20 protein-coding genes and 2 tRNA genes are annotated in these 23,778 nt (G+C 35.4%); 18 read left to right on the top strand and 4 right to left on the bottom strand.

Features of this window, described 5'->3' with window-relative positions:
• Positions 1 to 3: 3 nt before the first annotated feature.
• A complete protein-coding gene (locus OPR21_RS06920) occupies positions 4 to 3,078 on the bottom strand; it encodes an efflux RND transporter permease subunit (RefSeq protein WP_320157057.1) in 3,075 nt (1,024 codons plus the stop codon).
• A gap of 175 nt (positions 3,079 to 3,253) precedes the next feature.
• Here OPR21_RS06920 and OPR21_RS06915 point away from each other — a divergent pair, with 175 nt between their 5' ends.
• Positions 3,254 to 3,898, top strand: a complete 645-nt coding sequence (locus OPR21_RS06915) for a hypothetical protein (protein WP_265029885.1) — start codon at positions 3,254 to 3,256, stop codon at positions 3,896 to 3,898.
• Between the two features lie 9 nt (positions 3,899 to 3,907).
• On the opposite strand, the gene OPR21_RS06910 is transcribed toward OPR21_RS06915, so the two are convergent.
• Positions 3,908 to 4,645, bottom strand: a complete 738-nt coding sequence (locus OPR21_RS06910; RefSeq protein WP_265029884.1) for a type I glutamate--ammonia ligase — start codon at positions 4,643 to 4,645, stop codon at positions 3,908 to 3,910.
• A 326-nt stretch (positions 4,646 to 4,971) separates the two neighbouring features.
• Here OPR21_RS06910 and dnaA point away from each other — a divergent pair, with 326 nt between their 5' ends.
• Positions 4,972 to 6,354 (top strand): chromosomal replication initiator protein DnaA, encoded by a 1,383-nt coding sequence (gene dnaA, locus OPR21_RS06905; protein ID WP_010962298.1) that lies wholly within the window; start codon positions 4,972 to 4,974, stop codon positions 6,352 to 6,354.
• Positions 6,355 to 6,381: 27 nt separating this feature from the next.
• On the opposite strand, the gene OPR21_RS06900 is transcribed toward dnaA, so the two are convergent.
• A complete protein-coding gene (locus OPR21_RS06900) occupies positions 6,382 to 7,656 on the bottom strand; it encodes a metallophosphoesterase (RefSeq protein WP_006279778.1) in 1,275 nt (424 codons plus the stop codon).
• A gap of 190 nt (positions 7,657 to 7,846) precedes the next feature.
• On the opposite strand from OPR21_RS06900, the gene OPR21_RS06895 reads away from it, so the two are divergent.
• From OPR21_RS06895 to OPR21_RS06860, 8 genes are all read left to right on the top strand, one after another.
• Positions 7,847 to 7,934 (top strand) — tRNA-Leu (locus tag OPR21_RS06895).
• 29 nt (positions 7,935 to 7,963) lie between these two features.
• Positions 7,964 to 9,046 carry a GTP cyclohydrolase II gene (locus OPR21_RS06890; RefSeq protein ID WP_010082649.1) on the top strand — a complete coding sequence of 361 codons (1,083 nt, stop codon included), beginning with the start codon at positions 7,964 to 7,966 and terminating at the stop codon, positions 9,044 to 9,046.
• 72 nt (positions 9,047 to 9,118) lie between these two features.
• Complete coding sequence (locus tag OPR21_RS06885; protein WP_151807683.1) at positions 9,119 to 9,799, top strand: VirB8 family type IV secretion system protein; 681 nt, start codon at positions 9,119 to 9,121, stop codon at positions 9,797 to 9,799.
• On the top strand, positions 9,786 to 10,586 hold the full coding sequence (virB9, locus tag OPR21_RS06880) for a P-type conjugative transfer protein VirB9 (protein ID WP_174515708.1): 801 nt from the start codon (positions 9,786 to 9,788) through the stop codon (positions 10,584 to 10,586). Before OPR21_RS06885 ends, virB9 begins: the two co-directional genes overlap by 14 nt.
• Before the next feature lie 16 nt (positions 10,587 to 10,602).
• On the top strand, positions 10,603 to 12,063 hold the full coding sequence (locus OPR21_RS06875; RefSeq protein ID WP_174515709.1) for a TrbI/VirB10 family protein: 1,461 nt from the start codon (positions 10,603 to 10,605) through the stop codon (positions 12,061 to 12,063).
• A gap of 1 nt (position 12,064) precedes the next feature.
• Complete coding sequence (gene virB11 / locus OPR21_RS06870; RefSeq protein ID WP_065094644.1) at positions 12,065 to 13,057, top strand: P-type DNA transfer ATPase VirB11; 993 nt, start codon at positions 12,065 to 12,067, stop codon at positions 13,055 to 13,057.
• A 30-nt stretch (positions 13,058 to 13,087) separates the two neighbouring features.
• Complete coding sequence (locus OPR21_RS06865) at positions 13,088 to 15,091, top strand: type IV secretory system conjugative DNA transfer family protein (RefSeq protein ID WP_265029883.1); 2,004 nt, start codon at positions 13,088 to 13,090, stop codon at positions 15,089 to 15,091.
• A gap of 121 nt (positions 15,092 to 15,212) precedes the next feature.
• Complete coding sequence (locus OPR21_RS06860; protein ID WP_265029882.1) at positions 15,213 to 16,094, top strand: P44/Msp2 family outer membrane protein; 882 nt, start codon at positions 15,213 to 15,215, stop codon at positions 16,092 to 16,094.
• A gap of 172 nt (positions 16,095 to 16,266) precedes the next feature.
• Here the strand turns inward: OPR21_RS06860 and prmC are convergent, their stop codons facing one another.
• Entirely contained in the window at positions 16,267 to 17,106 is an 840-nt protein-coding gene (prmC, locus tag OPR21_RS06855; protein WP_265029881.1) for a peptide chain release factor N(5)-glutamine methyltransferase, read from the bottom strand.
• A 953-nt stretch (positions 17,107 to 18,059) separates the two neighbouring features.
• Between prmC and rpsL the strand changes: the two genes are divergently transcribed.
• From rpsL to OPR21_RS06815, 8 genes are all read left to right on the top strand, one after another.
• On the top strand, positions 18,060 to 18,434 hold the full coding sequence (gene rpsL, locus OPR21_RS06850) for a 30S ribosomal protein S12 (RefSeq protein WP_006279787.1): 375 nt from the start codon (positions 18,060 to 18,062) through the stop codon (positions 18,432 to 18,434).
• A 5-nt stretch (positions 18,435 to 18,439) separates the two neighbouring features.
• The gene (gene rpsG / locus OPR21_RS06845; RefSeq protein WP_007549313.1) at positions 18,440 to 18,919 is read left to right on the top strand and encodes a 30S ribosomal protein S7; all 480 of its coding nucleotides are present in this window, start codon (positions 18,440 to 18,442) and stop codon (positions 18,917 to 18,919) included.
• Between the two features lie 21 nt (positions 18,920 to 18,940).
• Positions 18,941 to 21,016, top strand: coding sequence for an elongation factor G (gene fusA, locus OPR21_RS06840; RefSeq protein ID WP_236514502.1), 2,076 nt, complete (start codon positions 18,941 to 18,943; stop codon positions 21,014 to 21,016).
• Positions 21,017 to 21,027: 11 nt separating this feature from the next.
• A complete protein-coding gene (gene tuf, locus OPR21_RS06835) occupies positions 21,028 to 22,200 on the top strand; it encodes an elongation factor Tu (protein ID WP_253303378.1) in 1,173 nt (390 codons plus the stop codon).
• 13 nt (positions 22,201 to 22,213) lie between these two features.
• Positions 22,214 to 22,286, top strand: a tRNA-Trp gene (locus OPR21_RS06830).
• Positions 22,287 to 22,296: 10 nt separating this feature from the next.
• A complete protein-coding gene (gene secE, locus OPR21_RS06825) occupies positions 22,297 to 22,506 on the top strand; it encodes a preprotein translocase subunit SecE (RefSeq protein ID WP_006279543.1) in 210 nt (69 codons plus the stop codon).
• Complete coding sequence (gene nusG / locus OPR21_RS06820) at positions 22,496 to 23,332, top strand: transcription termination/antitermination protein NusG (protein ID WP_065094731.1); 837 nt, start codon at positions 22,496 to 22,498, stop codon at positions 23,330 to 23,332. The genes secE and nusG overlap by 11 nt, the downstream gene beginning before the upstream one ends.
• 2 nt (positions 23,333 to 23,334) lie before the next feature.
• Entirely contained in the window at positions 23,335 to 23,775 is a 441-nt protein-coding gene (locus OPR21_RS06815) for a 50S ribosomal protein L11 (protein WP_006279541.1), read from the top strand.
• Positions 23,776 to 23,778: the final 3 nt, after the last annotated feature.

Here is a 23,778-nt window from a genome sequence, read left to right as displayed (position 1 = left end):
AAGTCAAGTTTTTTCATGTCTTTGTATAACAAGCAACGCAGGAGTAAAGAATAAAGTTAAAACCGTTGCAGCCAATATTCCACTTGCTATGGTTGTTGAAATGTCAACCCACCACTGGCTTGATGGAGCATCATATGTGATTTGTAGCGTAAAAAAATTGATATTTAACCTGGTAATCATCGGTATTAAACCAAGAACTGTGGTTGCAACGGTAAGCAATATTGGCCTAACGCGAGAAATTGCAGCGTTTATTACACATCGCTTGATGTCATTTTTGTGTACCTTAATTTGGTGATGAAAGGCATCAAGTAATAGTATGTTATTATTCACTATAATTCCCGCCAAAGCAATTATCCCCACTCCACACATAACAACTACGAAAACTTGTTGGATAAGAAAGAAAACAAAAAACACACATGTTGTGGATAAAAACACTGCTGTCATTACGATAAATGTATGGTATACATTATTAAACTGTGTTACTAATACCAATATCATTAGTGTAATCGCTAATATAAAAGCCTTTAACAAAAATGCTCCTGATTTTTGTTGATCTTCTTTGTCGCCTTTAAAATCAATTTTTACTCCCTTGTCCCAATCCTGGGCAATAGAATTCTGAATGAACTTTACTCTTTCATCAACAAGATAGCCAGTATCAACGTCAGCAGAGATTGTCACTATGCGTAATCCATCAATCCTGTTTAGTTTGTTTACCTTTTTTTCGGGAGCATATTTTACTATATTGCTCATAGGATACGGGCCATTAACTGTATTGATAAAAAGATTGTCTATAGTCTTCATGTTGCGATCCTTTCCAGGGAAACGGAGTACAATATCGATTTCTTCATCCGTGTTATTTGGTCTATATTTTCCAATCAACACTCCATTTGTAACCATCTTTATAAAATCGCCAATGGTTGCAACACTTACTTCAGAGCTTGTAGCCTTATTCTTATCAACACTCATATTCCACTCTATTTCAGGTGCTGATCTGCTATCTTGAATATTTATAAACCCGGATGAAGGTTGGTTCATAATTTCTAGAATTTTCTCTGCTGCTAAATTCAAACTGGATACACTCCCGCTGAGGTTAATTTGTATTGGCTTGTCAGCCGACGGTCCTGGCTTTTCCTCTTGAACATTAATTATTATTCCTTTCATGTCTTGCACACTGCTCCTTATATCATTTAGTATGTGCTTAGCTTTGCGCCTGAAGCGCCAATCCATAAGTTCTAGTTGTATTCTGGCGATAACGTTGTCTGAAAATGCTCCTGATCTAGCATAAGAAACATGAATTTCTTTTTCAATGCTCAAAATGCGTTCTTCCACTTCTTTGAGTATCAGATCTCGTTCTTTGGCTGATAAGCTTTCTTTTGCTTTAACACTGATTAAAATATTATCTGAATCCACTTTCGGAAAAAACTTTACTCCAGGAGCAAAAGTAAAGTACAGCACACTAAATGAAAACAAAACGAATACAGTAGCACATACGAATTTTTTAGGATGATCCAAAACCTTCTCTAGCATGCGTACGTAAGCTCTTATTATAGGCCCAGCATTTTTTATTTCACCACTTTCTATAGCACTCATTTTTTTTATTTCTTTTTTTGAAGTTATCGAAGGCTTACCAAATATTGCACCAAGTGTTGGTATAAAAACCAAAGCCATAATGAGCGATCCAGTCAAAGTTAGAATTATTGTAATTGGTATGTACTGCATGAATTTACCAACAGTATCAGGCCAGAATAATAGAGGAAAAAACACTGCTAATTTAGTTAACGTTGATGATAGAACCGGATAAAACATATCACGAACTGAAGTGTAAAAAGCTTCTACTTTGTCCATTCCGCAGATCATCTTTCTATCGGCATATTCGCTGATCACAATTGCATCATCAACCAGCATGCCAACAGCCATAATTAAACTGAAGAGCACAACGATATTTAAGGTTATACCCATAAAGTAAAGAGCTATTATCCCAATGAGAAAGGAACCGGGTATCGAGAGTGCCACAAGAATAGCAATCCTTGTTCCCATAGAAAGCATCATTATGATCAATATTAACAACACAGCAAATATTATGCCGTTTTCCAAGTCATCAAGCACATCGCGGACGTTTTTTGACTGGTCGTTTAAGTACACCACTTTTAAATTTTCAGGTAATTGATCTTTTGCCTTATCCATTAAGTATTTTACTTGATTTACTGTGTCTATTATGTTTTTTCCGTTACGTTTTGAAATTTCTAGCACGACACTAGGTAATCCATTAATGCGAGCAAATCCTTGGTGATCCTCAAACCTAGGGTATACTTTTGCTATATCTTTGATTCTCAAAACTGCATCGCCTTGAGATCTAATAGGAATATTCATAATATCTTCTATATCTTTTAATAACCCTGATATTTTAATCGAATATTTACCGGTATCATTTTCCAGTGACCCAGCTTCCACTAGTCTGTTATTGCTTGATATAGCTTGGAATATTTCGTTTGATTGAATGTTATATTTTGTTAGAACTGTGGGCTCAACTATCACTTCCACTGTTTCTTTACGCATACCTGCCACTTCAACTTTGAGAACATTTGGCAGAGATTCTATTTCTTTCTTTAGCTTGCGTGCTATTTCAGTTAAGGCTCTTTCTGGCAAATTACCAATTAAGCCGACATTGAGTATCGGAAATAAGCTCAAGTTTATTTCATTGATTATCGGAGATTCTGCTTCAACAGGTAACTTCGATTTTATGTTTGAAAGCTTTGAACGAACATTATCGAGCACTTCTTTATTATCATACTCTGTTCCAAATTCGAGTATCATGTGAGCACCATCATTAGTTGCAAAAGCTCTCAATTCTCTTACACCTTCGATGGATCTTAGTTCATTTTCTATAGGAAGCACTAATAGCTTTTCACTATCTTGAGCAGAAATCCCAGGAAGTCCAACAAACACGCTGATTATAGGAATCTGTATATCAGGATTGCTTTCCCTTGGCATTTTTACATAAACGTATGAACCGAAGATAAAAATTACTATAAGTAATAATACCACCGCCCTGTTTCGCTCTATGAGTAAGCTCTGCATGTTGAATGTTAGCTGAATATGTGTGTTTGTACAATATTATAGTCGAGATACATTGCATATTAATTAATCCTTGTGTAGCTTTAAAACTTTACGCAAATAATTAAAATTTTCGCAAAATTGCAAGTATAAGAAAATTCCTGTATAATAATTCTAGAACAGTATTTGAGAGGTTATTATGGTGGCAATTCTAAATGTAACAAAGGGCAAAAATAAAGTTATTGTGTCTGGATTAGCTGGAGCTTTATCAGCTTTAATATTTTTAACAGCAATCCACATTGCCGCAAAGATAGCCATTATCGTTTCTGCCGCTGCAGTTACTTACTTATTACTTTCGCTGATTCATAAAATAAGAACTAAAGCTGAAATTACTCGTGTTTCAGGAGATAAAGTTTCAGAAGATGAAGGGTATAGCAGTGTTGATGAAGGTGAAGAAAAAGATACCGTAAAAGAACCAAAAAGAACTGAAACTGAGCTAGAAGAAGAATTAAAAAATAAAAGAGCAGAAGAAGAAATGAAAAATGGACTACCTAAACATATGGATTTCAAAGGTAATTCACTTTCTAAAAGCGCTGATACTAAAGATAGTCATTCCGTTTCTAGTGCTACAAATATTGTTATGGAACCTTTACCTAAACACATGGATGCGCTTGGTAATCCACTTCCTGAAAGACCAAGTGCAAATATTAGTATAGAATCTAAACCTGAGAGAAAACTATCTCCTGCAAAGTGGCTATTACAGTGCGGGAATGTAAATAATGATGTGAGGGAAGTGCTAAAACAGCCAATTATCCAACAGCCATTTAACGGGTTAGGGTTTTAGATGTAGTTGCTATATCAAACTCTCCATCTTATATTGAGGATCAGATGCAATGCCATACACTCTATTTGGCGGAGCAATTTTGTTCTCTATACCAAAAACTATACCTTCAATTATTGCTGTGAGTACTTTTTCAAGGTTACAATCTGCTCCAGGAACACGGTGCTCTAGGCGGCATCTTTTGGAATCGTTGCCAAAATAGGGAATTCTTATTGCAGCAGTTCTGTTATTTATTCCCCAACTAATCGTAGTTGGAGTGTGAATATCCGGGTACTGAAATCTTAAATATGAATCATCATTTGGAGCGAAAAACAACATATGTTTTTTCATCATTGCACATAATCCACCAATACTGTGAATCAGATAGTCACTGTACTTTTGCTCATTGATATAAAATAAGTTATCGTTATTTGAATTCACGAGATTAACATGCACATTTAATGCACTGCCTGCTCTATCCAAATAGGGCTTTGCTTTAAAAGAAATATTCCCACCTAGTTTTTGTGCTGTTTCAGTAAGTGATTGTTTTGCTAACTCAAAATGCTTAATTAAATTGTAGGAGTTCGTATAACAACCACTTTTTATCTCATACTGATGTGTAGAATTCTCCTTCTCGCAAGAAAATTCAAGAGATGCTATTTTATTTTTGATGCTATTCAGAAATAAGTATTCTTTTTCTATTCCTTCAATGTAAAACTCTAGTTCAATACCGAATACAGCATAACAACTCAAATTACTTAATATAATCATAAATTTGCTTCAGTAAATCTATATTAGGTTAGCTATATTTATATGAATACTTTACTTATTTGCCAGTAAATTTAACATCTTATTTATACATAATGTATTACTGTTTTTAATAGCATGCTTCTAATCCTCGATACAAGCGACATTTACAAATTTTTCATTTTTTTGAAATAAAAATGATCAATTTTAATGTTTTTATACCCTTTACAACCCATCAAAAAATCACCATAATTTTTAGTATGTATTAAGTAGTATTAGCTTTTCATTTTGCAGTAAGCTATTGATTATCTTATATTTTTCTAATTATTGCTTTTTTCTTGGTGTGGTATATGAACTTAACTAGCCCTAAGGTTTCTACTATGTTTTTTGATCAGATTATTACAGTAACGGATCACAATGTTACTTGGGAAAAAATCCAAAATTGTCTTTATAATCTTTATGGAGAAGCAACATATAACAGCTGGCTGAGTTCGCTAAAATTTGTCAGTAGCAGAAATGGGGAAGTTCTTTTATCCGTGTCAACAAGGTTTATAAAAGAGTGGATTACAGTTCATTACATGAAAAAAATATTATCATTATGGCAAAGCGAAGATAAAAGTATACGTTCTATTGATATTCAAGTAATTGAGGAGAGGAATTCAAATTTTAATGTTATACTAAAAAACAGAGAGGAAAGTAATCATAATCTTGGTTCGCCGCTGGATCCAAGGTTCACCTTTGATAATTTTGTAGTGGGAAAGCCAAATGAATTAGCATTTACGGCGGCAAAGCGTGTGGCAGAATCTATAGATCCAATATTAGGCAGCAATCCTTTGTTTCTATATGGTGGAGTGGGACTTGGTAAAACACATCTAATGCATGCTATAGCTTGGCACATAGTCAATTCCCCATCAGCAAAAAGAAAAGTGGTGTATTTATCAGCAGAGAAATTCATGTACCAATATATTACAGCGCTGCGAAGCAAAGATATTATGTTATTTAAAGAGCAATTTAGATCAGTAGATGTATTGATGGTAGATGATGTGCAATTTATCAGTGGTAAAGATAGTACACAAGAAGAATTTTTTCACACTTTCAATGCATTGATAGACCAAAATAAACAATTGGTTATATCAGCTGATAGGTCTCCTAGTGATCTTGATGGAGTGGAAGAAAGAATAAAATCACGACTCGGTTGGGGGTTGGTGGCAGATATTAATGAAACAACTTTTGAATTAAGGCTTGGTATATTGCAGGCAAAAGTGGAGCAGATGAATATGTATGTTCCGAAAGATGTCCTAGAGTTTTTAGCAAGGAACATAAAATCTAATATAAGAGAATTAGAAGGAGCATTAAATAAGGTTACCCATACCTCATTAATTGGAAGAAGTATGACGGTAGAATCAGCTAGTGAAACCCTAATCGATCTTCTTAGGTCAAATCATAGGTCAGTCACAATAGAAGAAATACAAAAGAAAGTAGCTGAATTTTTCAATATAAAGGTTGCAGATATGCAATCCAATAGAAGGCTTCGCAGTCTTGCAAGGCCAAGACAAATAGCTATGTATTTTGCCAAAAAATTTACGCAAAAAAGCCTACCAGATATTGGGAGAAACTTTGGTGGCAGAGACCATGCTACTGTTATACATGCAGTAAAACAAGTAGAAAATTTTATAAAGACCGACTCAAAATTTGCTGATGAAATCAATCGATTAAAAAAAATGTTTAAGTAGCGTTTTTAAAATAGCTAATAACAAATCCTAAAATGAATCGACTATAGTTTTAATCCGTTTAAGTTTAAAATCTTCTGTTAGCTTCGCAGAATACATTTCCTTATTGTGTTGATTATAGAAGGTAAATTCGTGATCATCTAAATTTAGTATTGCAAAGCCAAAGCCAAAAAAGTTTCTAACCTCGTGTGCTAAGTAGTTTTTACCATTTAAATAGTCAAATTCTACATTTTGATAAACAGATTCTTGATCTTGAGCGTGTAATGATGCACCACCGTTTCCAACTATAATTTGGTCTGGAACATTATCCATTAATAAAATCTGGGCTATATGAATGTGGCCAGAAACTATGGTAGTAACATTGCTTGGAAATTTATCTCCAAAAGCTTCGATTTGTGTAAGATTACCATGGCTTTTTAATGTCAAAAATTCTTTTTTTGGAGATCTCCAAAGCGGTTTATGAGTTAAAAACCACATGGGCTTGTCAGAACTATTTTGTATCAATTTATCAAATTGCCTCTCAAAAGCATCAATTGTGCTTTGGGTTGTAAAAATATCCTCACCGGATGAAGAGTCGAAGATAAAAAATTTCATCGGTCCAGCATCTAAGGACCAACTAGAAACGAAGTTTCCACATTTTTCAGACGAAAAGGGGTATGAATCTAGATACCTGAACCATCCTTCATAAGCTCTATCACAACTCTCATGGTTTCCACGAACAAAAAGGAAAGGGGATTGTGATAAAATATCCTTTGCAGGCTCAAACCAATCAGCGTACCAAACTTCTTTATTATATCCATAAATATCGCCACACTTTTTTGTATTTCTACATTTTGTTTGTCTATAATGATAATCACCAACATGGATAATTAAATCTGGTTTATGAAGGGCGATTGAATCTAAATTTTTTTTTAAAGGCCAGCTATCTACCGAATTACATTCCTGCTGAAATAACATATTTATTCTACAGCCCGTGTCACCAATGAAAGCAATTTTATTAACCTTTTTTGGTAATATAGGAACCCGTAGATCCTCAATACTAATGTTTTTGGCACTTGTTTGTACTGTCAGTTCACAAACTGTTTCGTTATGATCACCATTGTTAATTGAGCTGCGATTCAGCATTTCTGTTTCCTCGCCATCAACATAAACAATGGGACACATGTCATTGTCCGTAATTGCGCGTATGCTTAGTTTATTTTCTGGGATAACTTGAGACCATGTGTATAATATTTGTGCATGGACGAAATGAAAGCTAGTTATAAGAGAGAGAGCTAAAAAAATAAAGATATTAGCTATATTCATTTGTATAAAAACCTAAGTTAAAAATTAGTAGTAAGGTTATCTTAAATGATTAAAATTTATAATCACAAAATTCATAATCAAATTATACAAACAATTTCTAAATTATTCTAGTATCAGATTGACACTCTAGATGAAAAATTCTAAAATGATTAAGTAATTTAAAATAATTATATAAAAACTAGAATATAGTGCGGCCGTGGTGGAATTGGTAGACACGCAGCGTTGAGGTCGCTGTGGCTCATAAGGCCTTGGAAGTTCAAGTCTTCTCGGCCGCACCAGTTTTTATCGCTGTTTAATATGGGTAAAAATGTTTATAGGAAATCAGAGTAGCAATAAGGTAGAAAGAGCTATCAGCGAAATCAGGCGCGGTCGGCCAATTGTAATATATGATGAAAGTAATTACCTATTGTTTGCTGCTGCTGAGGCTTTAGAAAGAGATTTATTTAATCAATACAAGCTTACATCAAGTAATGTATATGTTACTTTAACTTCAAGTAAGGTAAAATACATATCTCAGAATAAAGAACATAACAGCAAACGTCTGTTGGTGAATAATTTTGATGAACTGCTCTATTTAATAAACTGTTCAAAGGAAGATTGCATAAAAGAGTTGCAATGCTCAAAGACAATAGATGAATGTGCTATTGCCTTGCTTAAGTTCTCAGAATTATTGCCATACGCGTTAGTGGCTGATATGACTTTTGAGAATAACCATGAAATGCGAAATTGGTGCGAGAAAAATGACGTTATTGCACTGGACACGTCATTCATAAATAATTTTCAAGAAAATCAGGATGTATATGAAGTGTGCAAAACATCATTATTTTTAAAACAGACTCAAGAAGTAAATATCATATCTTATAGAACCGAAAGTGGTGGAAGAGAACATCATGCAATTATCATTGGCAATCCAGATAAAGATGACGAACCATTAGTGAGAATTCATTCTTCGTGCTATACGGGTGACTTGTTAGATAGCTTGTCATGCGATTGCAGAAGTCAGTTACATCAAGCAATTCAAATGATAGCTGACTCTGGAAGTGGTATTATATTGTATTTGATGCAAGATGGAAGAGGCATTGGTTTAACTAATAAGTTAAGAGCGTACAGTATGCAAAGAGGACATAATCTTGATACTGTTGATGCAAATAGAATATTGGGTTTTGAAGATGATGAAAGGAGTTTTGCTGTTGCAGCTAAAATGCTTAAGAAATTGAACATTAACAAAATCCAATTACTTACAAACAATGATAGGAAATTGTCAGAATTGGAAAGTAGTGGTATAGGAGTTACAAAGTGTCTACCACTTATTGTGGAACGTAATAAATATAACGATTCATATATGGAGACAAAGTTTGGTAAATTAGGCCATAGATTAAGAGTTTTTTAGCTTTTTTGCTGTAACTACTTTGTTAATTTGCTATGTTTATTAACATAAGTTAAGATTTTTAGGAATACTAAAATGCTAAGATTTTTTAAGCGAGAAAAAAATACTGAATCCTTAGATAAGGATATAAATTGGAATTCAAACCGCTACAGCACAGTTATTGCTCAAAGGAATATTCTACTTTTATTTGCATTAATATTATTAGCAACGATCTCTATCAGCATATTAGTCATATTTAAAATTAGCACAAGTAGCACTATTGAGCCATTTGTTATAGAAATTGACAAGAAATCAGGAATAGTGCAATTGGTTGATCCTGTCACAGTAAAACAGTATTCTGCAGATGAAGCGCTAAACGATTATTTTATTTCAGAGTATATAAAAGCAAGGGAGGTTTTTGATCCATATCATTATAATTATAACTATTATACAAAGGTGAGGTTGTTTTCCTCACCTAATGTGTATAATGAATTTAGAAATTATGTAGGATCGCAGAATATGGATGATCTTTTTAATTTATATTCAGATACCAAAAGTGAATTTAAAATTCGCTCAATTCAAAAGTTGGGTAACGATGCTCTTCAGGTGAGATTTTTTGTGGAATTTACACGGAAAGATGGAAGTTCTACGAGAAAAAATAAGATAGTTATTATGTCATATAGATATGCATCGCTTGAAATGGATGATCAGCAAAGATATATTAACCCATTAGGATTTCAAGTTATTTCATATAGAGTAGATGATGAATATGTATAGGATATTATTAGTTTTAGCTTTACTTGTAAGTGGCAATTTAAACGCATCCATTAATTATAATGAGCCTATTTCTATAGATAGTAGAATAAAGACTTTTGTGTATAGCCCTAATGAAGTATTTACGGTGGTTTTTAGTCAGGGTTACTATTCTTATATTGAATTTGCGGAAGGAGAAAAAGTTAAAAATATCGCTGTTGGTGATGCATCAAGTTGGAAAATTAATCCTTATGACAATAAATTGCTTATCATGCCATTTGAAGTTAGTAGTCGCACTAACATGATTATTACGACAACTAAAAAAAGAAATTACATTTTTGATTTAATCTCAAGGCCAAACTACGATAAATACCCGGATACTGATGCTAAGAAAGTGGATCACGATTATTCTGCTGAAAAGGATATATCTTACGTAGTACGTTTTTATTATCCTCAAGAAGAAGGTGAATTTGATGTTGATTTAGATGAGGTTTCTTTACCTACTCAAATGCAATATACTACAGACAAGCTAGAAAAAATAATACAAGAAAATGATACGAAGTACAATTATACATATATTGATGAAGGTGGTAATGCGGATATAGTTCCGATCGAGTTATTTGATGATGGTTATTTAACCTATTTAAAATTTAGAAATAATAATAAAATACCTCAGGTTTTTGTAGAAGGGGAGGATAAACCTTGTAAAAGGCTGTTATTTGATGATTATGTTATAATAAAAGGAGTACATAAAAAGCTATTTATGCGTTATGAAGATGGTGAAGTTGAAATTATAAATAGGTCACTTTAGCTGTGGTACATGCAATATGAATAAAGAAAGGCGTAACAATTCAGAAGATGAATCAGAAATAGAGAATAAGGTAGTAACAGTTGGCTCTAATCAAGGTCATAGGGCATTGATGGTCATTATTTTAGTGCTTCTGGCTGGTGGAGTGTATTATCTCTATTTTAGTCCTTCTCCTAAAGAGGGTTCAGAAGTTATTAAAAAAGAGGAAACAAAGCAAAACGTTCAAGAATTGAAAGGAAAGTTGGAACAAGTTCCAGATAATGTAATGGTTCCTGAAAGAATAATAACTGATCCCTTACCACCCTTACCTCCTCTTCCTACACCACTAATCATACCAGAAATAAAACAAATTAGAAAAGAAGAAGTGATGAAAAAAGAAGAAGAGAAACCAAAAGAAACTCCTGTGTCAAATATACCTATTTTGCCAAAGCAAAATTTTCCTTCTAGTAATGTTATGGGCAATTTACCTACCTCGTTTCCTACAATAGGGGGTGGCGGTTATCCTAGAGACAGACGTAGTGCACAGATGTTGACAATTTCAGGTGGTAGTGGAGAGAACAAGGCTGCTGATGCTATTTTATCCGACACTTCAGCACAATCGAGCAAAGCTACCAGAGTAGGAAAGCTTGGTTTAATGATTACTCAAGGTAAAATTATTGATGCTGTTCTTGAAACTGCAATAAACTCTGATCTGCAAGGAATGCTGCGTGCTATGGTGAGTAGAGATGTTTATGCAGAAACTGGTGATACAGTTTTAATACCTAAAGGCTCAAGATTGATAGGCAGTTATTCATTTGACTCGAATGTTGCTAAATCTCGTGTAAATATAAACTGGAATAGAGTGATTCTGCCACATGGAATAGATATTGCAATCTCATCACTTAGTACTGACGAGCTTGGTAGAGCAGGAATAGCAGGAATAGTTGATAACAAAATAGTAAGTGCGTTATTCTCTTCAGTGACACTTGCTGGTGTTTCGATTGGTTCTGCTGTTATAGGGCAAAAGGCTTCTAATCTTGTTGATACGCTAACTATCAGAGATGCAGTAAAGTCTATCACTGCAACCGAAATAGATTTTTCTTCTCTCCAACTCATTATTGACCCAGAAAAGAAGATATCTAGTGACAAATGGAAATTAGGCCTTGGGGCTATCGGAAGAATTCGGAGTGCCAAAAGCAGACAAGATTTACTAAAAATAATGAAAGAGGAAATAGCAAAAGCACTAGGAATTGAAGAAGACGAGGTAAATATAAGCCTGGAAATTGTAAATCAACTGTTAGAACAAATTCAAAGAAAAAGCAAGTCTGTTTATGATGAAGCAATCGGGAAATCAATCGAGGATTTTTCTAAAGATATGCGGGATGTAGTGGGCAGATATACAGATAAAAAACCAACTATTTATGTTGATCAAGGCACTGCATTGAAAGTATTTGTTAACCAAGATATAGTATTTCCTCCACAGGCAATATTAAATCAATGAAATGAACTATGCTGCACTTGATACATATTTGGAGCCATTACAAGGCATATTTCAAGAAGAAGGCGTAAATGAAATATCAATAAATAAGCCAAAGGAAGTATGGATTGAAAATCGCGGTGAAATAAGGTGTGAAAAATTAGAAGTATTCGATCTTAACCATTTGAAATCTCTTGGCAGACTGATTGCTCAAGCTACAGAACAAAAGCTTAGCGAAGAAGCACCTTTACTTTCGGCAACATTACCAAATGGTTATCGTATACAGATAGTATTTCCGCCAGCATGTGAACCTGATAAAGTAGTAATGTCGATTCGTAAGCCTTCTAGCATGCAGTTAGCACTCGATGATTACGAAAAAATGGGGGCTTTTTCTGAAACTGTTACAGAAGCAACTGATAATCCAGTTGACCGTCATTTGGATTTATTGTTAAGGCAAAAAAAAATAAAAGAGTTTTTAGAATACGCTGTAATAAGTAAGAAAAATATTATAATTAGTGGTGGAACTTCCACTGGTAAGACTACTTTTACTAATGCTACTTTGCGTGCTATTCCAGCTGAGGAAAGAATTATTACTGTTGAGGATGCAAGGGAAATCGTTTTGAACGATCATCCCAATAAAGTCCATCTAATTGCCTCTAAAGGAGGGCAGGGCAGAGCAAAAGTAACCACTCAAGATTTGATAGAAGCGTGCTTACGTTTAAGGCCAGACAGAATAATAGTTGGTGAGCTCCGTGGAGCGGAAGCTTTTAGTTTTCTCAGGGCGATAAATACTGGTCACCCTGGATCAATATCAACCCTTCATGCAGATAGTCCAACAATGGCCCTTGAGCAAATAAAATTGATGGTTATGCAGGCAAATCTTGGCATTCCTCCAGACCAAATTATACCATACATTAGAAATGTGATTGATATTGTTATTCAGCTAAAAAGAACCGGTGGGGGCAAAAGAAGCATTTCTGAGATATTATTTACTAGATCTGCGAGCGAAAATGCTTAAATTTATACATAAGTTAAGGAAGAGTAGTTTATGAGTAATGGAAATCACCTACGTAATATTCTCATAGGAGGTGTAGTAGCTTTTAGCGTACTTGAGTTTTGCTTCTATCTATCTGGTATATTGTTTGTTCTGTTTGCTGATGGTCCGGATGCTGTGGATTTTAAGGCAATTAATCCTAGTTTGACGCCTTTCCCTCAAGCTCTTTGGCCAACGATTTTTGATCATATACAATATTGTTGGCATCATCCAGAGTTATATAGCCTTGAGCTCAAAATCACATTAATTATATCTTCTGCACTGCCTATCATTGTTTTAATGATTATCTTATGGAATTTAAGAGAAAGGATAATTGAGTGGCGACCATTTAAAAAGAAGGAATCACTTCATGGAGATTCGCAGTGGGCATCAGAGAAAGACATACGAAAAGCAGGATTAAGAAGCAAAAAGGGATTATTGCTTGGTAAAGATAAAAGAGGATACTTCATTTCTGATGGGTTTCAGCATGCATTGTTATTTGCACCTACAGGTTCTGGTAAGGGTGTTGGCTTTGTAATTCCTAATTTATTATTTTGGACTGACTCGGTAATTGTACACGACATAAAATTAGAAAACTATGAAATAACAAGTGGTTGGCGAGAACGACAAGGACAAAAAGTATACGTATGGAATCCAGCGCAGCCAGATGGAATAAGTCACTGTTACAATCCATTACAATGGATTAGTGAAAAACCTGGGCAGATGGTTGACGATGTGCAGAAAATAGCTAACCTAATCATGCCTGAACAAGACTTTTGGCAGAATGAAGCAAGAAGCTTATTTGTTGGAGTGGTATTATACTTACTTGCTGCACCAGAGAAAGTTAAATCTTTTGGTGAAGTTGTGCGTACGATGCGTAGTGATGACGTGGTTTATAATCTTGCTGTTGCTCTTGATACAATGGGTAAAATACTACACCCTGTAGCATATATGAATATTGCAGCTTTTTTACAAAAAGCTGATAAAGAAAGGTCAGGTGTTGTATCAACCATGAACTCATCACTTGAATTGTGGGCAAACCCATTGATTGATACTGCAACTGCGTCAAGTGATTTTAATATTCTAGATTTTAAAAAGAAGAAAATTACAGTTTATGTTGGTTTAACTCCTGACAACTTGACTAGGCTCAGGCCTTTAATGCAGGTTTTTTACCAACAGGCAACTGAGTTTTTATGTAGAAAATTGCCATCGGATGACGAGCCTTATGGCGTATTGTTTTTAATGGATGAGTTTCCTACACTTGGAAAAATGGAGCAATTTCAAACAGGTATTGCATATTTTCGTGGTTATCGAGTTAGGTTATTCTTAATTGTTCAAGATACTGAGCAGCTCAAAGGAATATACGAAGAAGCAGGGATGAACTCCTTTTTGTCAAACTCGACTTACAGAATAACTTTTGCAGCCAATAATATTGAAACAGCTAATTTAATATCGCAACTTATAGGAAACAAAACTGTACAACAAGAATCGTTGAATAAGCCTAAATTTTTAGATTTAAATCCTGCTTCAAGGTCATTACATATCTCTGAAATACAAAGAGCATTGCTATTGCCTCAAGAAGTTATTATGTTGCCACGTGACGATCAGATAATTTTAATAGAGTCGACTTACCCAATTAAATCAAAGAAAATTTTGTACTACAGTGATACCACCTTCACAAGAAGGCTGCTCAAGCAAACTCGTGTGCCTACACAAGAACCATATGACCCAAATAAAGTTCTTTCTGCCGCTGCGAGCAAAGATAAGGTTAATAACGAGGGGAATAATGCTCTTGAGGGGCCTAATTCAGTTGATTATCCTGCTGAGACTAAAACAGAAGATGCAGTATATGATGAATCAGATGAATTTGCAGACGAAGATATTGATGATGAAGATATTGACGATAAGTTTGAAGATGATGACGAGGAAGATGAGGATAGGAGCGATGATGGGTTTGATGACGAAGAAGAGGAGGATGAATTTGAAGATGAGGATAAATTCAAAAATGACGAGAAGTAAGGTTAACTTTGCCTATTTTTAGCTCGGAAAAGTGCAAGTTATGCAAATAATTAGGTTTTTCATATTAAGCCATTTTTAATTAATTAGTATTAGATTAGCTATTTTAACTAGGGGAGTAGTAATGATTAGTAAAAAAACATTAGCGGTTACAGCACTTGCTTTGCTGTTGTCACAACAATCTTTTGCAAGTGAAACAGAAGGGTTTTACTTTGGTAGTGGGTATTATGGTCAATTTTTTAATGGCATGGGTGAACTAAAAACAAGCACTACAGGTATCAAAAATTTGTCTATAAATGACAGGGATGCTCAGAACACAAAAGGTCAGTCACTAAGTGAGTATAAAGGAGATTATAATCCACCTTTTGCTGCAAATGTAGTATTGGGTTATACAGGGGAATTGAATGGCAACAGCTATAGGGCTGAATTGGAAGGGATGTATTCTTCTGTAAAAGTGGATAATATTGGTTTAATAAGCAATCAAATGACTGTATCGTACACAAAGGAAAAAGTTAAGAAGCAAGCAGACAACACTGATATAGAATATTTGTATCGTGCTATAGTCAATCACGACCAAATTGAGAACATATCTGTAATGGCAAATGTTTATCATCATTGGAAGGGTGACCGTTTCTCTTTTTCTCCTTACATTGGTATTGGAATTGGTGCAACAAGAATGACAATGTTTGAAAAATCGTCAATAAGACCTGCAGGTCAATTAAAAGCTGGCCTTGATTATCGCATAAATGAAGATGTAAATATGCATATCGGATATAGGGGTTTTGCTGTTGGTGGTGTTATTGATAGCAATTTTACGCTTGAAGCAGAAGCGTTCAGGGAAGTGGTAGACGATAAAGTCAGCAAAACAAGGCGGTATAATGAACTCGTTGACAATAATAAACCGATAGAGGCTGCGAAAACAGATAAAATAAATATAGGTAATCGACTATTTCACACACACGGCATAGAAGCTGGCCTTACTTTCCACTTTGCCAGCAAAGCTTAAACATGTTGCCCTTTAAAAAATGCATAAAACCGTTCCTGTCATCCTATGGCTTGACCATAGGATCTAGTTAAATATAGATCCAAGTAGTCACGCTACTTGGATGACTAGGTAGAGGGTACTGGGATGACATAGGATAATATGGGATGAAGGAGATAATACAAGAAAACATTAGCTATGTTTTTTGCATAACAATGCCTCTCTTCATTCCTGCCAAATCATATACATATTCCTGAAAAGCTAATTCGTATGAGGGGATTATTTTGTCAATATTGCTTTGATCTTCACCTATCTCCAATATCGCAAACCCATTTTTTTTAAGGCACTTTCTCAATATTGGAAAAATGCTCAAGTAACAGCTCAGACCATCAATTCCACCATCAAGGGCAATTCTTGGCTCCTTTTGCACTTCAGCTTGCAAGTCTTTCAATTTGCTTCTTTTAATATATGGAGGGTTGCTAATTATCAGATCAAATAAATCGCTACACTCTGCCCACGAACTTGGAAATATTTTGGCTCTGCTGAGAAGATTATGTTTCTTTGTGTTCTGATAGGCAACTTTGTATGCTTCCAAGCTTTTTTCAAAACCGATACCGACAGCATATTCATATTCACTAAGTACGGATATCAATAAACAACCTGTGCCTGTACCAAAATCTGCAATTTTTAGTTTCTGCTTTTTGTTTGGGTAATATTTTAACACTGTTGAGATTAATGTTTCACTATCTGGTCTTGGATCTAAAACATGCTGGTTAACTATAAAATTTTTACTCCAGAATTCACGAGTACCTATTATTTGCGATATTGGATATCTTTCCGCTCTTTTTTTTGTTAACTTCCAAAATAAAAGTTCTTTTTCCATCGGCACTTGATCAGCATGGTTCATAATTATGAATGATCTTTCCACTCCAAGTACGTGCTGCATGATGATTTCACAATCTAAATGTGGTGATTCAACTTTATGTGACGATAATAACTCCGATCCTTCTTGAATTAAAGTGCTGATTGTTTTCATTATTCTAAAAATGTGTTCCTTTCAGCCAAAAGATGAGCGTAAATCTTTGAGTTTAGGATAGCTGCACTAAATCCCGGTGTCAAGCACGCAGCTGTACGAACATTGCAATTTGCAGATCCAAGTAGCTTGACTACTTGGATCCAGCTAAGTTGGTGAGCATAAAAGTATAGCTAACGCGAGCTTTACGTCATACCGCCACGAACCGTCATACCGCGATTCATTCGCGGTATCTTAGCCGCTAACACGTAGCGGAATGACAGCAGTCCACGTCATACCGACACGGTATCTCTAGATCCCGCTAACACGTAGCGGGATGACGATTGTCGTTTAGCCATAAACATTAAGAAATTTACCAAATAGAAAAAAAAGACAAAAGAAGCCCCGGCTAATATCTATTTAAAAACATTGGCGTTTTTTAAGTCTTAAACACTGCAATTTAGCTGCATTTTAAATGCAACTCACCTTAGTTTAAATGTTTAAGAAATTTACTAAGCAGAAAAAAAGGCAAAAGATATCCCGTATTAGCTAGTTGTCACTCTCTAATCCTGCAAATTGGCGTACTATACTGTCTTAAACGCTTTATAAGCGCGTTTCAGCTTATATAGGTAAAAACCCAGAAATGTTGTGAAGAAGTAAAGTGTGCATAGTGCAAAAAATTAAAAATAAGACGCCAATTACGTAATACTGTTGTCATTTAATCTGCACAGATTGAAGATAAATGAATACCTTCAGTACCATGATAATGGGGCTGGCGAAGGGTGTCAAGTAAGTTTTTTCGTTTCTACTGAATGACAGTTGTGGCTTGGGAGGTAGTGCAAGAAGTCTACTGATGGCTTTCAAGGCAGTTGAGCTTAATTATTAGAGTAGTAATGTTTATTTTTATATTGACTATTGAGGTTTATTATTTTATAACTAAAAACTTAGTTATTTTAATGAGCTTGAGTTTATAACATATGCCTACGATAAATCAATTAATACGTAAGGGTAGATTAGGATTGACCCATAAGAAAAAGGTACCAGCTTTGGGAGAAAGCAACCCTCAAAGGAGAGGTGTTTGCACTAAGGTGTATACTACAACTCCTAGAAAGCCTAACTCAGCACTCCGTAAAGTAGCCAGAGTAAAAATTAGTGGGTATGGTGAAGTGACGGCTTATATACCTGGTGAAGGTCATAATTTACAAGAACACTCTGTTGTTTTGATACGTGGTGGGCGGGTTAAAGATTTGCCAGGTGTGCGTTATCACATAATAAGAGGTGCCCTTGATCTGCGTGGTGTGCAAAATCGAAAGAAAGCTCGTTCAAAATATGGTGTAAAGAAATCTGGTTAAAGTTTATGGCTCGTCGGAATAAAGCAAAAAAAAGAGAAATAAGTCCTGATTCGCGTTACGGCAGTGTTTTGCTGATGCGTTTCATTAATACAATCATGAAATGTGGTAAAAAATCTACTGCAGAAAAGATTATCTATGACGCTTTGTCTTTAGCTGAAAAGAAAATAGGCGAAGGTGGGTTATCAATTTTTGAGACAGCAGTAGGAAATGTTACTCCTTCTATAGAAGTGCGTTCTCGACGCATTGGTGGTGCAACTTATCAAGTACCTGTTGAAGTTCGACAAGATAGAGCGGTTTCTTTAGCGTTAAGGTGGATTGCTAAAGCAACTTCTGCTGCTCGAAAAAAGAGTGGAAAAACCACTGTTGATTGTTTGCAATCTGAAATACTGGATGCTTATAATAAACGCGGTGGTGCGTTTAAGATGTGCGAAGAAAAATATAAAATGGCTGAAGCTAATAAGGCATTTTCTCATCTTCGTTTTTAATGTTAGCTAATTAATTGTGATATGGAAATTGGAATATCTAAATACAGAAATATAGGGATAATGGCTCACATAGATGCTGGTAAGACTACCACAACAGAGCGTATTTTATTTTATACTGGTAAGCAAAATAGAATTGGTGAAGTGCACGATGGTGCAGCTTCTATGGATTGGATGGAGCAAGAAAAAGAGCGTGGTATTACAATCACATCTGCTGCAACAACATGTTTTTGGAATGATCATAGGGTCAATATAATAGACACTCCTGGTCACGTTGATTTCACTATTGAAGTTGAGAGATCTTTAAGGGTTTTGGATGGTGCAGTTGCTGTATTTGATGGAGTTGCTGGAGTTGAACCTCAATCTGAGACAGTGTGGCGTCAAGCTGATAAATATAGCGTTCCTCGTATCTGCTTTGTTAATAAGATGGATAGAATAGGGGCAAATTTTTATCGATGTGTTGATATGATAAAGACGAAGCTTGGTGCAGCACCTTTAGTTATTCATTTACCAATAGGGAGTGAGAAAGATTTCAAAGGTATAATTGACCTTATTTCTATGAAAGCCATTATATGGCAAGAAGAAACGTTGGGCGCTAAATTTTCTTATGAAGATATTCCTTCTGATTTGCTTGATAAGGCTCAAGAATATCGAAATCTTTTATTAGATGCTGCAGCTGAGATGGATGATGAAGCGATGAATACTTACTTTGAGTCTAATGATCTGCCAGTGGATTTACTGAAAAAATGCGTGAGAAATGGGACCATTAAAGGAAAATTTGTTCCTGTGTTGTGTGGATCAGCTTTTAAAAATAAAGGCGTACAACCACTTTTAGATGGTGTGGTTGACTTTTTACCTTCTCCTATTGATGTTGATGTAATTGTTGGAATTGATCCTAAAGATTCAGAAAAGAAAATTGAGGTCAAACCTTCAGAAAAAGAGAAATTTGTTGCTCTTGCATTTAAAGTGATGACGGATAAATTTGTAGGCAGCTTGACGTTTATCCGTATTTATTCTGGTAAATTAAAGTCTAAATCTACCGCTTCAAATGCGTTAAAAAACGAAACTGAAGGGATTGGCAGAATGTTACTTATGCATGCAAATAACCGAGAAGATATAACTGAGGCTAGGGCTGGAGATATAGTTGCTTTAGTTGGGCTAAAGAAAACAACCACCGGAGATACTTTATGTTCTGTTGATTTTCCTATATTATTGGAGCGTATGGAATTTCCTGAGCCTGTTATTGAAATTGCTGTGGAACCTAAAACCACTTCAGATCAGGAAAAATTAGGTATTGCTCTAAATAGGTTGGTTGCAGAAGATCCTTCTTTGAGAATGTCAGTAAATGCGGAAAGTGGCCAGACTATATTGAAAGGCATGGGTGAGCTCCATCTTGAGATTATTGTTGATAGAATGAAGCGCGAATTTAACGTTGAGGCTAACGTCGGTGCTCCTCAGGTTGCATATCGTGAAACTATCACTAAATCTGTTGAAATTGATTACACTCATAAAAAACAATCTGGTGGAGCTGGTCAGTTTGCTAAGGTTAAAATAAAATTTGAACCTCTTGAGCCTGGTTCTGGGTTTCAATTTGAAAGTAAAATTGTAGGTGGTGCTATTCCAAAAGAGTATATTCCTGGGGTAGAAAATGGCTTGGAGTTGATAAAAGAAGGTGGTATAATTTCGGGATTTCCGTTGATTGATTTTAAGGCTACCCTTCTTGATGGTGCTTTTCATGAGGTTGATTCTAGTCCTTTAGCTTTTGAACTTGCTGCTAAAGGTGCTTTTAAAGAGATGGCAAATAAAGCTGGTCCAAAAATGCTGGAGCCTATAATGAAAGTTGAAATCATTACTCCTGAAGAATATATGGGTGATGTTATGGGTGATATAAATAGTAGAAGAGGAAATGTTGCTGATATGCTCGATTTAGGTAATAATAGTAAAATAATTACTGCTTCGGTACCTCTTGCAAATATGTTTGGTTATATCAACGTTTTGCGTTCTATGTCTCAGGGAAGGGCGCAGTATAGTATGCATTTTTCTTGTTATGAGCAAGTGCCACAATATGTGGTTGATGAGTTAAAGTTAGAGTATAATTAAGGGTAATAATTATGACAGCAGTAGTGGAAGCATTTGGAAAGCCGCATGTAAATGTGGGAACAATAGGACATGTGGATCATGGGAAGACGACGTTAACAGCGGCGATAACGAAGCATTATGGAAATTTTGTAGCGTACGATCAGATAGATAAAGCGCCAGAAGAAAGGAAGAGGGGGATAACGATAGCAACAGCGCATGTTGAGTATCAGACGGAAAAAAGGCATTATGCACACGTTGATTGTCCTGGACACGCTGACTATGTAAAGAACATGATAGTAGGTGCAGCACAGATGGATGCGGCGATATTGGTAGTGTCGGGGGTTGATGGGCCAATGCCACAAACGAGAGAGCATATATTGCTGGCGAAGCAGGTAGGTGTTGGATATATCGTGGTGTATATAAATAAAGCTGATGTTGCTGATGCTGATATGATAGATTTAGTAGAAATGGAAGTGAGGGAATTACTGAGTAAATACGGATTTCCAGGGGATGAAGTGCCTGTGGTGGTTGGTTCAGCACTCAAGGCGCTGGAGGATGACAGCAGCGAATATGGAAAGAAATCAATAGACAAATTGATGGAAAAGTTAGATGAATATGTAGCGGTTCCACCAAGGCCTGTGGATTTACCATTTTTATTGCCAATCGAAGATGTATTTTCGATATCGGGGCGAGGAACAGTGGTAACAGGAAGAATAGAGAAGGGAGAGATAAAGACGGGAGAAGAGATAGAGATAATAGGTCTGCAAGCGACGCAAAAGACGATATGCACAGGTGTTGAGATGTTTAAGAAGTTGCTGGATAAGGGAAGTGCAGGGCTCAATGTAGGAATATTGTTAAGAGGAACAAAAAGAGAAGAAGTGGAGAGAGGGCAAGTATTAGCGAAACCGGGGACGATAACACCGCATAGAAAGTTTAAGGCGGAGGTTTATATATTAAAGAAAGAGGAAGGAGGAAGGCATACACCATTTTTTGCGAATTACCAGCCACAGTTTTATTTAAGGACAACGGATGTAACTGGGAGCATAAAATTGCTAGATGGGAAGGAGATGGTAATGCCAGGAGATAATGTGAGTGTAGAAGTAGAATTGCAAGTACCGATAGCAATGGATAAGGGATTGCGTTTTGCGATAAGAGAAGGCGGTAGAACTGTTGGTTCTGGTGTTGTTTCTGAAATTTTGGAGTGAGAGTTTGAGTTATAGGAGTGTAGCTCAATTGGTAGAGCGCTGGTCTCCAAAACCAGAGGTTGTAGGTTCAATTCCTATCGCTCCTGCATTAATGTTGTGGTGGAAATGTTAAAAAGTTTGTGTGGTTTTTTCTGTGATATAAAGCAAGAAATACGAAGAATTGCTTGGGTAAAGAAACAGGAGGTGTTGTCATCTCTATTTGTTGTAATGATTGTTATATTATGCTTTTCGATTTTCTTCTGTTTTGTGGATTTTATGTCTCTTTACGTAATTAAGGCTTTATTTGGAATTATTTATGGAATGTGAATATAAATGGTATATCATTAAAGTTGATTATGGATATGAGCAAGGTATACGCGAATTGGTAAGTAATGCTGTTTATTTTAAGGAAGTGTTTATTCCTTATCAAACGGTATGTAATTCAAAGTCTGATATAAAAGAATTATGTGAAGTGTATGTATATATGCATCTGTGTGATGAAAGCAAAAATATTTTGAATCAAACGCCTGGATTCTGCAGTGGCGAATCTGGTAATTTTGAGATGATTTTAGATGATGAGATAAGTTTAAAGTGTAAAGAATTTAATAGGTATAAATGGTATATCTTGAGAGTTGCTTCTAATTGTGAAGAGAAAGTGCGCCAACATATATTAGAAAATTCTATGAGATTGGGTGTTAATGATTACTTTAAGGAAGTTTTTATTCCATATGAAGAGCTAAGTGAAGTAGAGTTGAAATCTAAGAAAATTGCTACACGAAGGAAATGCTTTCCTGGTTATGTCTTTTTATACGTGAATTTATGCGATGAAGTATTGAATTTTATCAATAATATACCAAAATCTCTTAAGGTTTATGGATTTTTGAAAAACGGTAATATTCCAAAGGTGATTTTGGATGATGAGATTCACTCAATGTGTAATGCACTTTATAATGCTCAAGAGACAAAGAAGTTAGGTTATGGTTATGAAAAAGGTGAAAAAGTGAAAATTAATGATGGTCTTTTTCAAAATTTTACTGGTAAGGTAAATATGGTAAACGATGAGAAAAAAATTATTAATGTGGAAGTATCGATTTTAGGTAAGCCGACAATAATAGAGCTTGATCTGGCTCAAGTAGAGAAAATAGAGGATTAATTATGAGTGTTATAGTTGCTAAGATTAACTTACTTATGGAAGCTGGGAAAGCAGTTCCAGGACCGAAAATTGCTTCAGTACTTGGTCCACGTGGTATACCTGTTCCTAAGTTTTGTGAAGCTTTTAATAAAGTTACTAGTGCTGCTAACGCTAATTATAAAGTAGGCGATTTAGTAACAGTGCGAATTTCCATAAAGGATGATCGCTCTCATGATTTTACTGTCAGCGGTCCGCCTGTGGCTTATTTACTTAAGCAGGAGGCTAAATTAAGTAAAAGTTCTGGTAATCCTGGTAAAGAATTAGTGGCTAAATTACCTATGTCTGCTATAATTAAAGTAGCAAAGTGCAAGATGGTTGATATGAAAGTGGATAATGAAGATTCAGCAGTGAAAATGGTTGTAGGCACTGCAAAATCTATGGGTATAGAAGTTGTGGAAGGTTAGGTA

Origin of the sequence: Wolbachia endosymbiont (group A) of Philonthus cognatus (assembly GCF_947251755.1) — a bacterium.
GTDB classification, from domain to species: Bacteria; Pseudomonadota; Alphaproteobacteria; order Rickettsiales; family Anaplasmataceae; genus Wolbachia; species Wolbachia pipientis.
This window is presented reverse-complemented; position numbering and strand designations above follow the sequence as displayed.

Excerpts from the sequence above, each read along its gene's own strand:
- virB9 (WP_174515708.1), top strand. The coding sequence starts at position 9,786 with ATGAATATGTATAGGATATTATTAGTTTTAGCTTTACTTGTAAGTGGC.
- OPR21_RS06900 (WP_006279778.1), bottom strand. The coding sequence starts at position 7,656 with ATGAATATAGCTAATATCTTTATTTTTTTAGCTCTCTCTCTTATAACT.
- OPR21_RS06890 (WP_010082649.1), top strand. The coding sequence starts at position 7,964 with ATGTTTATAGGAAATCAGAGTAGCAATAAGGTAGAAAGAGCTATCAGC.
- OPR21_RS06860 (WP_265029882.1), top strand. The coding sequence starts at position 15,213 with ATGATTAGTAAAAAAACATTAGCGGTTACAGCACTTGCTTTGCTGTTG.
- rpsL (WP_006279787.1), top strand. The coding sequence starts at position 18,060 with ATGCCTACGATAAATCAATTAATACGTAAGGGTAGATTAGGATTGACC.
- prmC (WP_265029881.1), bottom strand. The coding sequence starts at position 17,106 with ATGAAAACAATCAGCACTTTAATTCAAGAAGGATCGGAGTTATTATCG.
- OPR21_RS06920 (WP_320157057.1), bottom strand. The coding sequence starts at position 3,078 with ATGCAGAGCTTACTCATAGAGCGAAACAGGGCGGTGGTATTATTACTT.
- OPR21_RS06815 (WP_006279541.1), top strand. The coding sequence starts at position 23,335 with ATGAGTGTTATAGTTGCTAAGATTAACTTACTTATGGAAGCTGGGAAA.
- OPR21_RS06910 (WP_265029884.1), bottom strand. The coding sequence starts at position 4,645 with ATGATTATATTAAGTAATTTGAGTTGTTATGCTGTATTCGGTATTGAA.
- OPR21_RS06885 (WP_151807683.1), top strand. The coding sequence starts at position 9,119 with ATGCTAAGATTTTTTAAGCGAGAAAAAAATACTGAATCCTTAGATAAG.
- fusA (WP_236514502.1), top strand. The coding sequence starts at position 18,941 with ATGGAAATTGGAATATCTAAATACAGAAATATAGGGATAATGGCTCAC.
- tuf (WP_253303378.1), top strand. The coding sequence starts at position 21,028 with ATGACAGCAGTAGTGGAAGCATTTGGAAAGCCGCATGTAAATGTGGGA.
- OPR21_RS06865 (WP_265029883.1), top strand. The coding sequence starts at position 13,088 with ATGAGTAATGGAAATCACCTACGTAATATTCTCATAGGAGGTGTAGTA.
- OPR21_RS06875 (WP_174515709.1), top strand. The coding sequence starts at position 10,603 with ATGAATAAAGAAAGGCGTAACAATTCAGAAGATGAATCAGAAATAGAG.
- rpsG (WP_007549313.1), top strand. The coding sequence starts at position 18,440 with ATGGCTCGTCGGAATAAAGCAAAAAAAAGAGAAATAAGTCCTGATTCG.
- OPR21_RS06915 (WP_265029885.1), top strand. The coding sequence starts at position 3,254 with ATGGTGGCAATTCTAAATGTAACAAAGGGCAAAAATAAAGTTATTGTG.
- dnaA (WP_010962298.1), top strand. The coding sequence starts at position 4,972 with ATGAACTTAACTAGCCCTAAGGTTTCTACTATGTTTTTTGATCAGATT.
- nusG (WP_065094731.1), top strand. The coding sequence starts at position 22,496 with ATGGAATGTGAATATAAATGGTATATCATTAAAGTTGATTATGGATAT.
- virB11 (WP_065094644.1), top strand. The coding sequence starts at position 12,065 with ATGAACTATGCTGCACTTGATACATATTTGGAGCCATTACAAGGCATA.